The 16034-nt window shown below is 73.0% G+C and carries 6 protein-coding genes; 4 read left to right on the top strand and 2 right to left on the bottom strand.

Going from position 1 to position 16034, the window contains the following annotated elements; translation table 11 throughout:
• Both ACFVXG_RS37715 and ACFVXG_RS37720 read left to right on the top strand, forming a co-directional pair.
• Window positions 1–927 (top strand): GTP-binding protein (locus ACFVXG_RS37715; RefSeq protein WP_387934409.1); only part of this gene is annotated, 927 nt, incomplete at its 5' end.
• Between the two features lie 194 nt (window positions 928–1121).
• Window positions 1122–5291 (top strand): molybdopterin-dependent oxidoreductase, encoded by a 4170-nt coding sequence (locus ACFVXG_RS37720; RefSeq protein WP_387934411.1) that lies wholly within the window; start codon window positions 1122–1124, stop codon window positions 5289–5291.
• Between the two features lie 153 nt (window positions 5292–5444).
• On the opposite strand, the gene ACFVXG_RS37725 is transcribed toward ACFVXG_RS37720, so the two are convergent.
• Together ACFVXG_RS37725 and ACFVXG_RS37730 are read right to left on the bottom strand one after the other, a co-directional pair.
• Window positions 5445–5861 (bottom strand): molybdopterin-binding protein, encoded by a 417-nt coding sequence (locus tag ACFVXG_RS37725; RefSeq protein ID WP_387934413.1) that lies wholly within the window; start codon window positions 5859–5861, stop codon window positions 5445–5447.
• Window positions 5862–6122: 261 nt separating this feature from the next.
• Window positions 6123–6854, bottom strand: a complete 732-nt coding sequence (locus ACFVXG_RS37730) for an SDR family oxidoreductase (RefSeq protein ID WP_387934415.1) — start codon at window positions 6852–6854, stop codon at window positions 6123–6125.
• A gap of 95 nt (window positions 6855–6949) precedes the next feature.
• Here ACFVXG_RS37730 and ACFVXG_RS37735 point away from each other — a divergent pair, with 95 nt between their 5' ends.
• Window positions 6950–7801: a LysR family transcriptional regulator gene (locus ACFVXG_RS37735; protein WP_387934417.1), complete on the top strand. Its 852-nt coding sequence runs from the start codon at window positions 6950–6952 to the stop codon at window positions 7799–7801.
• Between the two features lie 651 nt (window positions 7802–8452).
• Window positions 8453–16009 carry a LamG-like jellyroll fold domain-containing protein gene (locus ACFVXG_RS37740; protein ID WP_387934520.1) on the top strand — a complete coding sequence of 2519 codons (7557 nt, stop codon included), beginning with the start codon at window positions 8453–8455 and terminating at the stop codon, window positions 16007–16009.
• The last annotated feature ends 25 nt before the right edge of the window (window positions 16010–16034 follow it).

The raw sequence follows: 16034 nt of genomic DNA on the forward strand, positions 1-16034 counted from the left end.
TCCGAGCCGATGCCCGTCGCGGCCACCTTCGCCTTCGCCCGCGACGACGGCGCCACCCTGGGCGACGTGGCCCGTCTGGACACCATGGTCACCGTCGTGGACGCCGCGAACTTCCTGCCCGAACTGCGCGGCGGCGACGAGCTGACCGCCCGCGGCCTCGACCAGTACGAGGACGACGAACGCACCGTCAGCGACCTGCTGATGGACCAGGTCGAGTTCGCCGACGTGCTGGTCCTGAACAAGACCGACCTGGTCACGGCCGAGGAGGCCGACCGGCTCGCCGCCACGCTCGGCCGGCTCAACCCCGCGGCCCGGATCGTCCGTGCGACCGGCGGGCGCGTCCCGCCCGCCGAGCTCCTGGGCACCGGCCTCTTCGACCTGGCCAAGGCCCAGGAGGCCCCCGGCTGGGTCGCCGAGCTCAACGGCGACCACGTGCCGGAGACCGAGGAGTACGGCATCACCAGCCTGGTCTTCCGCGCCGAACGGCCCTTCCACCCCGGCCGGCTCTGGGAGCTGGTGAGCGAGCGCCTCGACGCGGGGGAGTTCGGCACCGTACTGCGCTCGAAGGGCTTCTTCTGGCTGGCCTCCCGGTCGGCCGTCACCGGTCTGTGGTCCCAGGCGGGCTCGGTCGCCCGGTTCGAGCCCTCCGGCATGCGCCCGATCATGAGCCCGCCCACGTACCCGGCCGGTCTGGCCGATGCCACGGCGCTGACCGGTCTCGGCGATGAGCAGGTGCACAGCGGCCAGGAGCTGGTCTTCATCGGCACCGGCCTGCGTAAGGACGAGCTGCGCGCCGCGCTCACCCGCTGCCTGCTGGACGACGCCGAGCACGCGGCCGGGCCCCGCGTCTGGACGGCGTTCGAGGACCCGTTCCCCGGGTGGGACGAGTACGAGCTCCAGCAGGAGCACGACCACTCCCACGCGTAACCATAGGGGGCCACGGCGGTCCTTCCTCACAGCCCGGACCGCGCGCGGTGCGGGGCCCGTAACAGCGCCGAAGCGATCTCCGCCGTCGGCCGCAACACCCGGTTCCTACGGTGAGCCCCTGCCGGAGTGCGGTACCCGGCTGCCGGCGGACGCGATGGACGGGCCCCGGCACTCGCGCGGGTGAGGGGGCAACGGTGGCAGGGACGGACGGGAGCCGGGCACGAACGGTCTGCTCGTACTGCGGGGTCGGCTGCGGGATCGTGCTGGACCTGAGGCGGGACGCGGGCGGCCGCCGGACCGTCGTGAAGGTGTCGGGCGACAAGGACCACCCCGCCAACGGCGGCCGGCTGTGCACCAAGGGCGCGACGCACGCCGACCTGCTCGCCGCCCCCGGGCGCCTGGAGACGGCCCTGGTGCGCGCTGCCCGCGGCGAGGCGGCGGTGCCCGCCGACGTGGACGCGGCGGTCGCGGCGGTGGCCGGCCGGCTGCGGGCGATCCTGGACGAGCACGGCCCGGACGCGCTGTCGTTCTACGTTTCCGGGCAGCTGAGCCTGGAGGCCCAGTACCTGGCGAACAAGCTGGCCAAGGGGTTCGTCCGGACCAACGGGATCGAGTCCAACTCCCGTCTGTGCATGGCCAGTGCGGGCAGCGGCTACAAGCTCTCGCTCGGTGCGGACGCCCCGCCCGGCTCGTACGCGGACTTCGACCGCGCGAACGCGTTCCTCGTCATCGGTGCCAACATGGCGGACTGCCACCCGATCCTGTTCCTGCGGATGACGGACCGGATCAAGTCCAGCGGGGCGAAGCTCATCGTCGTCGACCCGCGCCGCAACGCCACCGCCGACAAGGCCGACCTGTTCCTGCAGATCAAGCCCGGCACCGACCTCGCCCTGCTCAACGGTCTGCTGCACCTGCTGGTCCAGAACGGCCACACCGACGAGGAGTTCATCGCCGAGCACACCGACGGGTGGGACGGCATGCCGGACTTCCTCGCCGACTACGCCCCGGCCGCGGTCGCCGGGATCACCGGCATCCCGGAGGAGGACATCCGGCAGGCCGCCCGGTGGATCGGCGAGGCCGGCGACTGGATGAGCTGCTGGACCATGGGCCTCAACCAGTCCACCCACGGCACCTGGAACACCAACGCCCTGGTCAACCTGCACCTGGCCACCGGCGCGATCTGCCGGCCGGGGGCCGGCCCGCTCTCGCTGACCGGCCAGCCCAACGCCATGGGCGGCCGCGAGATGGGCTACATGGGACCGGGCCTGCCGGGCCAGCGCTCCGTCCTCGTCGACGCCGACCGCGCCTTCATCGAGGACCTCTGGGGCATCGAGTCCGGCGCGCTGCGCACCGAGGTCGGGCGCGGCACGGTGGAGATGTTCGAGCGGATGGCCGCCGGCGACATCAAGGCCTGCTGGATCATCTGCACCAACCCGGTCGCCTCGGTGGCCAACCGCAGGACGGTCATCGCCGGCCTGGAGGCCGCCGACCTCGTCATCACCCAGGACGTCTTCGCCGACACCGAGACCAACGCGTACGCGGACGTGGTCCTGCCCGGCACGCTGTGGGCGGAGTCCGACGGCGTGATGATCAACTCCGAGCGCAACCTCACCCTGGTACCCGGCGTGGTCACCCCGCCCGGCCAGGCCACCCCGGACTGGCAGCTCATCGCCCGCGTCGCCTGCGCGATGGGCTTCGCCGACGCCTTCACCTACGCGGACTCCGAGGAGGTCTTCGAGGAGCTCAAGCAGGCCTGGAACCCGGGGACCGGCTGGGACCTCCGCGGCGTCAGCTACGAACGGTTGCGGGGGACGCCGGTGCAGTGGCCCGCCGCACCGGGCGGGCCCGACCGCAACCCCATCCGCTACCTCAACGACGGGACCAGCCAGGACCTCCTGGAGCGGGAGGACGGCACCCGGCCGCGGCTCAACTTCCCGACGCCGAACGGACGCGCCCGGTTCTTCGCCCGCCCGCACCTGCCGGCCGCCGAACTCCCCGACGACGACTACCCGTTCGTCCTCAACACGGGTCGACTGCAGCACCAGTGGCACACCCTCACCAAGACCGGCAAGGTCGCCAAGCTGAACAAGCTCAACCCCGGTCCGTTCGTCGAGATCCACCCCGAGGACGCCGTCGCGATGGACGCCCGGGACGGCGACCGCATCGAGCTCGCCTCCCGTCGCGGCCGCGCCGTGCTGCCCGCCGTCGTCACCGACCGCGTCCGTCCCGGGAACTGCTTCGCGCCGTTCCACTGGAACGACCTCTTCGGCGAGTACCTCTCCGTCAACGCCGTCACCAATGACGCCGTCGACCCGATCTCCTTCCAGCCCGAACTCAAGGCCTGCGCCGTCTCGATGCGCGTGGTTCCCGCTCCGACAGCCGAGGAGGCCGCACCCGTGCCTGAGGCCGCCGCTGCTCTTGCCCCGGCCGGTGCCGACCCGGCACCCCCGGCCGTGACCGGCGGTCCGTCGGCCGCCGTCTCCGCCGCCGCCGCGCTGTTCGGAATCGCCGACCTCACCCCGCCGGCCCTCGCCGAGCCGGAGCGCCGCTACCTGTCCGGATACCTCTCCGGCGTCGCCCACACCCCGCCCGACGGGGTCCCGGTGCTGCCTGCGGACGCCCCCTTCGACCCGGGGACGGCGCTGTGGGTCAACGGTGTGCTGGCCGGCATGTTCTCGCGGACCGCCGCCCCCGCCGCGCCCGCCCCCGGGACGACCGGACCTGTCTCTCCCAGCGTCACCGCCGCCCCGGCCCGGACCCTGCTCGTCCTGTGGGCCTCGCAGACCGGCAACGCCGAGGAGTACGCCGTCACCGCCACCGCCGGACTCGCCGAGGCCGGCCACACCCCCACCCTGTTCGTCATGGCCGACGCCACCCCCGAGCAACTCACCTCCGACACCGACCTGTTGATCATCACCAGCACCTTCGGCGACGGCGACGCCCCGGACAACGGCGCCCACTTCTGGCAGGGCCTCAGCGCCCCGGACGCCCCGCGGCTGGAGGGCCTGCGGTACTCCGTCCTGGCGTTCGGCGACTCCAGCTACGACGACTTCTGCGGCCACGGCCGCCGGCTGGACGAACGCCTCGCCGAACTCGGGGCCACCCGCCTGCACCCGCGCACCGACTGCGAACCCGATGACGACGAGCCCGCCGCGCAGTGGCTCACCGAGGTCACCGCCGCGCTCGCCAGGGCCGCCGCGGCGCCGAACGCGGTCCCCTCCGCCGGACCGGCCGTACCCGTCACGTATTCGAAGTCCGCCCCCTTCGCGACCCTCCTGATCGGCAACCGGGTGCTGAGTCTGCCCGGATCGCAGAAGGAGGTACGGCAGTTCGCCTTCGACACCCGCGGCGGCGAACTCGCCTACGAGGCCGGCGACGCGCTCGGCGTCTGGCCCGCGAACGGGGCCGCACTCGTCGCCGAGTGGCTGGCCCTCACCGGTCTCGACCCCGATGAGACCGTCTCCCTGCCCGGGGCCGGGGACATCCCGCTGGGCGAGGCCCTGCGGACCCGCCTCGACATCGCCCGTCTCACCCCGGACCTGCTCAGGTTCGTCACCGAGCGGAGCGGAGACCGCGACCTCAGACGGTTGCTGCGGCCCGGGAACACGGGCGAACTCGCGAAGTGGAGCTGGAGCCGGCAGGCCGCGGACGTCATCGGCGCCTTCCCCGTCCGGGCCTCCGCCGCGGAATGGACGGGCGTGCTCAAGCGGCTCCAGCCGCGGCTGTACTCGATCTCCTCCAGCCCGTTGGCGCACCCGGGCGAAGTCCGCCTCACGGTGTCCGTCGTCCGCTACACCAACGACCTCGGCCGCGATCGCAAGGGCGTCTGCTCCAGCTACCTCGCGGACTGCGCCGACGACGGCCCCGTGCAGGTGTTCGTCCAGCGTTCCCCGCACTTCCGCCCGCCCGCCGCCTCGGCCACGCCGATGATCATGGTGGGCCCGGGAACCGGCGTCGCGCCGTTCATCGGTTTCCTGGAGGACCGTCAGGCCCGCGGCCACACCGGCCCCAACTGGCTGTTCTTCGGCGAGCAGCGCGAAGCCACCGACTTCTACTACCGCGAGGAGCTGGAGGCGCACCTGGCGTCCGGTCACCTGGACCGCCTGGACGTCGCGTTCTCGCGCGACCAGCGCAACAAGACCTACGTCCAGGACCGGATGCGCGAACACGGCCCGCGCCTGTGGCGCTGGCTCCAGGACGGCGCCCACTTCTACGTCTGCGGCGACGCCGGCCGGATGGCCAAGGACGTCGACCGGGCCCTGCGGGAGATCGTCGCCACCCACGGCGGCCTGGGCGAGGAGGCCGCCGCCGCGTACGTCCGGCAACTCGGGAGCGACAAGCGGTACGTCCGCGACGTCTACTGATCCGCGCCCCGGAGCAGTCGCCCTGACGCGCCGACTCCCCGACTCCCCGACGCCCCGACGCCCCGACGCGCCGACGCGTTGATGCGCCGAGGAGGCGGCCGAGGGCCCCGCACCGTCCCGGGTGCGGGGCCCGCGGCCGTCGAGAGGCGCGGATCAGAGCGAGAGCGAGACCTCGGTCGACTTGATCAGCGCGACGACGGAGGAGCCGGCCGCGAGGCCGAGGGCCTCGACGGCGTCCTTGGTGATGGCGGCGGTCAGCTCGCCGCCCTCGACGGTGACCTTGACGGAGCCCATGGCCCCGCCGGTCGCGACGTCGGTGACGGTGCCCGCGAGCTGGTTGCGGATCGAGATGCCCTCGACCGGGCCGGTCGCGAGGGAGACCTCGGTGGACTTCACGAGCGCCTTGACGGCCGCGCCCTCGGCGATGCCGAGGTCCTTGACCGCGTCGGTGGTGATCGCGGCGGTGATGTCCTGACCGCCCGCCAGGCGGACCTTCACCGTGGACATGGCCTCGCCGGCCGTGACGGAGGTGACGGTGCCGGGGATCTGGTTGCGGATGCTCAGGCTCATGGACGTACGCCTCACTCAGGTCGGTCGTGGAAACCGCGGCTTTCGGGCCGCCACCAGCCACGCTAGCCGCGCTGATCACGCACCGCGGAAAGCCCCTCGCATTCGCGAGGGAAAAGGGCGTCGAGGCGTCGCAATTCCGTGTCGTCCGAATATCACGAATATTCGGGACCTCGGGATTCCCTTTTTGGAGCTTTCGGCGCTGCCGCGCGCAATTTCATCTGATAGGCCGAACGGGGGAGTGGCCGTCCGGAGCCGCTGCCGTCACCAGGGCACCGGGCCGGCGTCCTCGAAGAACTGGCCGGTCGGGCCGTCGTCGGGCAGGGTGGCGAGTTTGACGGCGATCGCCGCGCCCTGTTCGGGGGTGCGTACGCCGCGGAAGCCGTTGAGGTCGGTCGCGACGTAGCCCGGGCAGCCGACGTTGATCAGGATGTTCGTGCCGCTCAGTTCCCGGACGTACTGGAGGGTGACGGCGTTCAGGAAGGTCTTCGACGGCGCGTACGCCACGGCCACCGGACCGATCGACTGCTCGCCGCCGGTCGCCGACTGCCGGGTGAGGGAGCCGACACTGCTGGACATGTTGACGATCCGCGGTGAGGCGGAGCGGCGCAGCAGCGGCAGCATCGCGTTGGTGACGCGGATGACGCCGATCACGTTGGTCTCCACGACCGTTCGGATGGTGGCGGGGTCGACCCGGGTGGGCTCCTGCGGCATGCCGCCGGTGATGGCGGCGTTGTTGACGAGCACGTCGAGGCGCCCGGCCCGGTCCTCGATCAGCTGTACGGCGGCGGTCACGCTCGCGTCGTCGGTCACGTCCAGCGGGACGCCGAACGCGTCGACGCCGGCCGCGCGCAGTTTCTCCACCGCGGCCAGGCGGCGCCGGTCGTCGCGGGCGCCGACGCCGACGCTCCAGCCGAGGGCGCCCAGGCCCGCGGCGATCTCGTAGCCGATTCCCTTGTTCGCGCCGGTGACCAGCGCAATCGTTCGTTCGCTCATGGGAACCATGCTGCGCCCGGTCCCCGGCGGAGGTCCAAGACCGATCGGGTGGGCACCGATACCGTGCGGGTATCGATCAGGGGTAGCGTGGCCGCATGGAGACGCGGGAACTGCGGTATTTCGTCGCTGTCGCTGAGGAGCTGCACTTCGGGCGCGCCGCGCAGCGCCTGGGCATCGCACAGCCGCCGCTGTCACGGGCCATCCAGCAGCTGGAACGCCGGCTCGGGGCCGCGCTGCTGGACCGGACCAGCCGCACCGTCACATTGACCGAGGCCGGCTCGGTGCTGCTGGTCGAGGGCCGGGCGGCGCTGGAGGCGGTCGACGCCGCCGAGCGCCGGACCCGCCGCGCCGCCCTCCCCGCGACCGGCGGTCCCGGCCTGGTCCTGGTTACCAAGGCCAACGCGTCCAGCGCACTGCTGGCCAGACTGCTCGACGCGTACGCCGCCGAACCGGGCGCGGTCCCCGTGGAGGTCATCCTGTGCGGCCCGGCCGAGCAGGGGCGGTTCCTGCGCGAGGGCCGGGCCGATGTGGCGCTGCTGCACCGGCCGTTCGACTCGACGGCCGGGCTGCACACCGAGGAGCTCGGCACGGAGGGCCAGGTGGCGGTCCTGCCGGCCGGGCATCCGCTCGCCCTCCGGGCCCATCTGCACCTGGCCGACCTCACCGGGCTGCCGGGCCTGCCCCTGCCGCGCTGGCCCGGCCCCGACGGCAGCTATCCGCCCGGCCCCGGCCCCCAAGTCCGTGACCACGCCCAGTTGTTGCAGCTCGTCGCACTCGGCCGGGCCTGCGCGGTCTCACCGGAGTCATGCCGGTCCCAGCTGCACGGTGACCTCGCCGCGGTGCCCGTGCTGGACGCGCCGAAGGTCACCACGGTGATCGCCTGGCCACCGCACAGCCGGTCCAGGGCCGTCGCCGACCTCGTCCGCACGGCGACGGGCCTCCCGTAGTTCCGTCAGAACCATCCGGGCCGGGCGCCATCAGGGCTTTCGGCCGGGGCGCCGGCTGTCCACCGCCGCCGTCGTCGTCCGTACGGGTCAAGGTTGAGTACCGGTCGCTTCCGTGCGCCGGGACGCTCCTTGCCGTGTCGATGCGGCGCACACTCGGTGCGCCCCCGGCCGGGAGGGGGCGAGAACAAGGACTGCAGTGGTCCGGGCCGTAGTCACCCCTGCTCCCGCGTGCTCTCGTACGCCTCCGGTATGCGGTAACAACCCTCCCTACCGGCGGTTCGTTGGGGCAACGCATCAGGGCCCTGCTGGTCATCATGGGCTGACCGGACCCGCTGGCGCACCCCCGCCCTGGACACCCTGCCCCGACCGCAGTTCTCCGCCCTGTGCAAGGCGGGCCTGCTCACCCTGCGCGGCTACCTGGTCCTCGCGGTGATCCTGGTGATCGTCAAGACCGTCCAGATGTACACGAGCTGACCGGGCCGCACAGAACGCCCGGGCCGCCCCGGGGATGGCGCGATCGGCCATGTGCCGTGGCGCGAAAGTATCTTGATGGGCAGTCACATCCGGTGAAAGCGTGGGCACGTTCCGTGTTGATCACGTGGCCGTGGGTAGTCCTGCGGCCACCCGGCATGAGGTGGCGGCTTGACGGAGATGCAGCACCTGGCGAAGGTCTACAGCGACCGGGCCTTTGTGCACACCACGACCGTGCGGCACCAGGGCAGTACGGTCGCCTTCGCGATGGACGACCAACGGCGCATCGTCTACAGCGTCCTGGACCTGTCGCAGCACGACGAGGCGAAGGGGGAGGCGGACGCGGCCTACTGGTCGGAGGACCCGTTGCCGCTGCGCTTCCCCGTCGAGGTGGCGCGGGTCGGCTACGCGGTGGCGGGCACGGTGCGGATGCCCGTCGTCAAGCGCGGCGGGCGGGTCGAGGCGGACGCGGCGGAGCGGTTGGACGAGCAGGAGCTGGACCGGTTCCTGTCCAGCACGGCGCGGCTCGGCGCCGCCGCCCCCTTCCACGTCCTCTCCGACGGCACCCACCTGTACGTGCTGCGCCAGTCGGTGCGCGCCGACCACCCGGACGCGGTGTTCCGGCTCGCCGACGGTGCCCGCTCCTCGGGCGACCCGGCGCGCACCGACTACCTGGCCGCGGGCGGTCAGGCCAAGGTCCCGGCGGTCGACGCCACCCTGCTGTGCGACCGGTTCGTGCTGGCCGGCGGTGAGTTGAAGCCGGTGCTGGAGGTCCGCTACCGGCGCAGCCGGCACAAGGGCCGCCCGGACTCCGCCAAGGACAGCCTCGGCACCCAGGACATGGAGGGCCGGCCGTTCGTCGAACCGACCCAGGAGCTGTCCTTCGTCCGCAACCTCTCCGAGGGCCGGTTCACCGCCCTGCTGGTGCCCACCGCCGTGCACGGCCGGGAGCGCTGGCAGATCTTCGCGCACAACGACGCCACCGGCCGGATCGACGGCTTCAGCGTCGAGCGCGGCCGGGACGGCCTGTTCAACACCCAGGGCACCCAGGCCTGGACCAGCCCCGACCCGCGCCACCGGGACGCCGTCTACGAGAGCGCACCCGGCACCTGCCCGTTCACCGGCCGCCCGCTGGTCCCCGCGGCGAGCGAGAACGGCCGGGCGGGTACGGCCCTGCGCTTCGACGGCGTCGACGACCTGGCCGAACTGCCGACCAGCGCCCTCGACCTGGCCGACTCCGACTTCACCGTGGAGTTCTGGGCCAGGCGCACCGCCACCGGCGGACGCGAGGACTTCCTGATCGGCCACGGCGCCTCCAAGGGCGTCCGGCTGCGCACCCTGCACATCGGCTTCCGGGGCGACGACACCTTCACCTTCGCCTTCTACGGCGACGACCTGAACATCGCGCAGCGCACCGCGGACACCGACTGGCACCACTGGGCCTGCGTCTTCGTCCGGGACACCCGCGAGCAGATCGTCTACCGCGACGGTGTCGAACTCGGCCGGCGCACCACGGACATGCCCTACGCCGGTCTCGGCGGACTCACCCTGGGGCGCGGCATCCGCTCGTACGGGCGCGGCGAGCTCGACGAGGTCCGGATCTGGCTCCGCCCGCGCGGCGGCGCCGAGATCGCCGCCGACCGCGGCCGCCGGCTGATCGGCAACGAACCCGGGCTGGCCGTCTACTACCGCTTCGACGAGGGCACCGGCAGCACCCTGCACGACCAGACCGACCACGCCCGGAACGCCGCGCTGAGCGGCGGCCCCGCCTGGGTCACTTCGGAGGCCCCGGTCGGGGAGGACTCCGGGGTGAGCCGCAGCTCCTTCGCGTTCGCCGGGCGCCGGGTGGTCTCCGGCCTGTCCGCGCTGCTGCACCACCAGCAGGAGGCCGCGCCGGCCGGCTACGACCAGGCGTCCAAGCCGGTCAAGCGCCAGGCCAGGGTGCTGCTCGCCTGCACCACCGGCGGGCCCGACCCGGTGACCGGCCGGGCCACCGAGGAGGCGTTCGTCGCCACCGTGGACCTCGGCGTGGGCCGGGACGGCCGGCTGGCCCAGGTCCCGGAGGAGCTGGCGCTGCCGGTGCTGGCCGCGCCGGAGTCCAGCGGGACGGTGGACGCGGCCGGGGAGGTGGACGCCCAGGTGGCGAAGCTGGCCCGGGACGTCGCCGGCACCGAGGCCGAGATCACCCGACTCCAGCTGGAGACCGCCGAGATCCCCGACGTCGAGCGCCAACGCGCCGAGGCGCGCACCGCGCTGGAGAACGATCCCACCTACTGGCGCTACCGGCTGCGGTTCAAGCTGCAGAAGGACGGCAAGGACCAGTACCTCGCGGTGAACGGCGACAGCAAGGACGGCGAAGCCCCGGTGGTGCGCACCGCCAACCGGCAGGCCGCGTCGACGATCTGGACCTTCGAGCCGGCCGGCACCACGCTCAACGGCCTCACCTGCTACTTCGTCAGGAACGCCAACTCCGGCCTCGACCTGAACGTGGCGGGCCGCGAGACCGGGAACGACGCCCGTCTCATCCAGTACCGCCGCGAGGCCGACAACGACTTCACCCAGTTCGCGCTCGACAGCTGGAACGGCTACAGCCTGGTCGTCCGGGGCAGCCGCAAGCCGATCGCCGCCCGGGACAGCCAGGGCGACCGCGTCGTCCAGTACGAGTACTCGGCGGCGAACGCCTCCGGCGAGAGCATCCTGATCCTGGAGCGGATCGACAACTCGCTGAAGTCCAGCCCCAACACCGACCGGCTGAACCGGCAGATCTCCGAGCTCACCCAGCGCCTGGAGCTGCTCGGCATCAAGCAGGACCGGCTCGCCCAGCTGCGCCGCGACCTGGCCGCCCAGCAGGCCGGCCTCGCCGCCAAGCAGGAGGAGCTGGGCCGGCTCACCGGCGGTGTGCGCGGCTCCGACGACATCGCCCTGCCGGTGCCGCAGCTCGCCGTGGACCGCACCGGGCTGAGCGGCTCCGGCGCGCTGCTGGGCTTCGCTCGCGCCGCCGACCGCCCGTTCCTGCTGGACAGCGCCACCGGCAACGTCGTGCTCTACTTCCGGGGCTCCAACGGCCAGTTCTTCGCCGCCTACTACGACACCCAGGTGCTGCGCTCCTCCCGGCAGCTGACCGCCGGCGGACGGACGGTCTCCTTCACGGCCCGGGACGCGGGTACCGACCTCACCGGGACCGGGATCAGCGTCGAGGCCGGGGACGGCCCGACGCAGGTCACCCTCACCGTCCGGCACGGCGGGCAGACCGAGAAGTGGTCGCACCTGCCCCGCCGGGCCGAGGACTTCGCCGCCGTGGTCAACGGCGCGGCCGAGCAGCCCGTCACGATCGGCACGGTGCTGCGGATCGACGGCGACGTGGTGCAGTTCACCGAGGGCACCCTCGCCCCGCTGGCCGGCCCCGGCTTCGTGACCGTCGGCGGCCATGGCTTCCGCTTCGAGGGCAGCCACCCCGCCGGTTCGAAGTCGCTACGCCTGGGCGCCGGCGCGGACCAGACCCTGCTGAAGCCCGGGATGAGCGTGCAGCGGGTGCGCTACGACCACCGCTGGTCCGAGTCCTCGCAGCCCGGCAGCAACCTCGCGGAGGGCTCCCGGCTGATCACCGTCGACCCCGGGGGCCTGGCCGAACTGCCGCTGGGCAGTGCGGGCGGCCTGGTGCGTGGCCACGGCGGGCGCTGGCGGGCCGACATGCCGGGCCGGGCCTACGCCTTCGACGGCAAGGGCCGCTTCCTGGCCCTGCCTGCCGGGCAGCTGCCCCGGGCGGCGACGTCGGGGGACCTCACCCTGGAAGCCTGGGTCAACCCGGAGCGGGTCGAGGGCCCGGTGCGCCTGCTGCACGCCAACGCCGGCGACACCCCGTACGGCCTGGGCCTGCTCGGCACCCAGGCGACCTCCGGGCTGGTCTTCGATGGCGTGGACGACGCCGCCGTGGTGCCCGGCGCGTTCGGCTTCGGCGACGGCGACTTCACGGTGGAGTTCTGGGCCCAGCGCACCATGATCGACAGCCGGTCGCACTACGTGCTCGGCCACAGCGGCGACCAGGGGCGGGCCGGCGAGAGCCTGCACATCGGCTTCCGCTCCAACGGCCGCTTCACCTTCGCCTTCTACGGCGACGACCTGGACACCACCCAGGTGTTCGGCGACACCAAGTGGCACCACTGGGCCTGCGTCTTCCAGCGCGAGACCCGCCAGCAGGTGGTCTACCTGGACGGCCAGGAGATCGCCCGGCGCACCGCCGACGCGCCGTACCGCGGGCAGGGCCGGTTCTCCTTGGGCACGGTGGCCTGCTGGCCCCGAGAGTTCGCCTCCGTCCGGCTGGACGAGGTCCGGCTCTGGTCCAAGGCGCGTGGCGGCGACGAGCTGCGGGCCGACCAGGGGCGGCGGCTGAGCGGCAACGAGACGGGGCTGCTCGGCTACTGGACGTACTCGGCGCCCGCTCCCGGCACCACGGCCGTGCTGAGCGACCGCTCCGGGAACAACCGGCACGCCGAACTGCGCGGCATGCCCACCCCCGTCCCGGCGCGCGCTCCGATCGCCGACGGCGGCTACCGGGCCGTCGCGCACGTCGGCGACCGCCGGGTGGTCAGCCGGGAGACCTTTCCGCTGCGGGAGTGGAGCCACCTCGCCCTGGCCTACCAGCAGTCCTGGGCGGTCGAGTTGACCGGCGACGCCTACCTCGAGGTCCCGGACGACGACGCGCTGGACATCGCCGACGACCTGACCCTGGAGGTGTTCGCCCGCGTCGACCGCCTCGGCGAGACCCAGGGCCTGCTCTCCAAGGGCCGCACCGCCGACGGCGTCGGCGGCAGCGTGCCGTACCGGCTGGCCGTCCTCCCGGACGGGCGGCTGGAGTTCGCCTTCGAGGAGCCCGACGGCCGGGCCGTGCGCTTCACCTCCACCGAGGGCGTGCGGGCCGGGCAGTTCCACCGCATCGCCGTGGTCCGCAAGGGCGGCCGCTCGATGCAGGAGCAGAAGGGCACCAAGCAGATCACCGCCACCGGCGCCGACGGCAAGCCGGTCACCCAGAGCGTCGAGCTGGTGGAGTCGCTCGCCGTGCGCGAGTGGCAGGACATCCGCTTCCACCTGGACGGCCGGGAGATCGGCGCCGGCCGCTACGAGGGGCCTGGTCCGCGCGGCAACGACGCGCCGCTGGAGCTCGGCCGGGCCCGCGAGGGCGTCACCGTCCAGCAGCTGGCCGGGGTGCTCGCCGAGGTCCGGATCTGGGGCGCTGCCCGGGACGCCGCCCGGCTCGGCACCGCCGTCACCGCCCGCGACCGCGGCCTGGTCGCGCACTGGCGCTTCGAGGAGAACGCGGGCAGCACGGCGGCCGACACCACCGGCTCCCACCCCGCTCGGCTGCGCGGCGCCCGCTGGGTCCGCAACCCCGACCCGCGCGGCAGTGTCTTCCGGCTGTACCGCAACGGCGTCGCCGTGGCCTGCGACCCGGTCGGCACCCCGGGCCTGCCCGACACCGCCGCCTTCGCCGCCGCCGGCGACCCGCAGCTGACCCTGGGCGCGGCGCTCAAGGGCGGCAAGCCCGTCGAGGCCTTCGACGGCGTGCTGGAGGAGGTGCGGATCTGGCGCACCGCCCGTACCCACGAGCAGCTGCTGGACAACCTGTTCACCCGGCTCAAGGGCGAGAAGGAGGACCTGGTCGCCTACTGGCCGTTCGACCGGGACTCCACCGAGGCCGGCAGCGCCCAGGTCCGCGACGAGGGCCTGCGCGGCAACCACCTGGAGCTCGGCCCGGAGGCCACCCGGCCGCGCACCGTGCTCTCCACCGCCCCGGTCTCCAACGACGCCGCCCAGGTCCGCTCCGCCCTGGCCGGCCTGCGCAACCCGTTCCACCAGAGCGTCTCGGCCGCCCCGGCGGTCGCCGAGTACGCCGACATGCAGTACGGCTCGCGCGGCGAGGCGTTCGGCGTCCTCAAGCGCGCCTACAGCTACCTCCAGGACGGCCGCTGGCACCTCATCACCGGCTACAAGGTCGGCGAGCTGGTCAGCGAGTGGGTCAGCCAGGTCCAGTTCGACCCGCAGCTGATCGGCTACGTCGAGGGCGCCCCACCGATCCCCTCGGAGAACCTCACCGCGGGCCTGACCGACCCGGGCAGCGACACCTTCGAGGGCGCCGCCACGGTCAAGCTCACCGAGGCCGAACAGGTCGTCCGCTCGCTGTCCTCCGCCAAGGAGCGCAGCGTGGACGCCGCCTTCGGCTTCGCGCTCTCCAACGAGGTGGACGTCGACGTCTGGATGATCACCGCCCCGCTGGGCTTCGGCATCGCCAAGTCCATCGCCAAGGGCGGGGTCTCCGCGAGCGTGCGGGGCAACCTGGAGTTCTCCAACAGCTGGGCCGAGGACACCTCCGTCTCCCAGGGCGAGAACACCGCCCGGACCACCAAGGTCTCGCTCACCGGCCACTGGGAGGACCCGGGCCGGGTGCTCAACCCCACCGCCGGGCGGCGGTACGTCCCGGCCAACACCGGCTTCGCCGTCGTCCAGTCGCAGACCGCGGACGTCTTCGCGCTGCGCCTGGCGCACAGCGGCGCGCTGGTGGCCTACCGCATCCAGCCCAACCCGGACATCCCCAAGGACTGGAACGTCATCCCCTTCCCGATCAACCCGCGCTACACCAAGCAGGGCACCTTGGACGGCACCGTCGGCTTCGACGCCCGCGGCAAGGTCGCCGACCCCGACTACCAGGGGGCCCGCGACCGGGGCGAGTACAGCTACTTCAAGCCCCGCGAGGCGTACGCGCTCAAGCGCCGCATCCAGCGCGACCAGCAGCGCCTGCACAGCTACTACGACAGCGTCTCCACCGAGACCCACGCCCCCGACCCGCTCGCCCAGCGGGCCGGCCGGGTGCTCGGCGGCGCGATCGGCGCGGACGCCTCGCCGGCCCGCGGCCGGGACGCCACCGACAGTGCGACCGGGCAGGGCTTCTCCCGCCGCGACCTGGTCAACACCTACGTGTGGACGGCCGCCGGGGGCTTCTTCGCCGAGACCACCGAGACCACCGACGTGGTCAGCGAGACCACGGCCGGCTCGTACTCGCTCTCCGGCTCGGTCGGCACCTCGATCGGCACCTCCTTCCAGATCGCCGGCATCGGCATCGGCGCCCAGCTCGACGCCTCCGTGGGCGGCGGGATGACCACCACCCGGGCCCGCGGCAAGGAGGCCACCCGCTCCTTCGGACTGGAGGTCGAGGTCGCGCCCAGCAGCAACCTGCAGAGCTACGACGGCGACCGCAAGCCGGTCTTCGACCGCGACGGACAGCCCGTCAAGGTGCCCGGCAAGGTCGACGCCTACCGCTTCCTCAGCTTCTACCTCGGGGAGGACAGCGAGCACTTCGACAGCTTCTTCCACAAGGTCGTCGACCCCCTGTGGCTGGAGAACGGGCACGACCCCAACGCGGCGGCGCTGCGCCAGGCCCGCCAGTCGGACCGCAAGCCGCCGTGCTGGCGGGTCCTGCACCGGGTCACCTTCGTCAGCCGGGTGCTGCCCGACATCCCGCCGGCCGACGCGCCCCCGCTGGAGAAGGCGATGCGGCAGCTGGACGTGGAGAGCAACTACGAACTCGTCCGCCGCCTCGAACCGTACGTGAAGTCCGCCGCCACCGGCCTGCCCGAACTGGCCGAGGCCATCCGCACCACGCTGGCCCGGGAACTGCCGGAGCTGCTCCCGCATGCCGACGACGTGATCGGCTTCCTCGCCCAGTACTACGGCGTGGAGGCCTGAGCCCCGGGCCCTGGGAATCGGGCCC

This window comes from Kitasatospora sp. NPDC058162, assembly GCF_042884005.1.
Taxonomy (GTDB): Bacteria; Actinomycetota; Actinomycetes; order Streptomycetales; family Streptomycetaceae; genus Kitasatospora.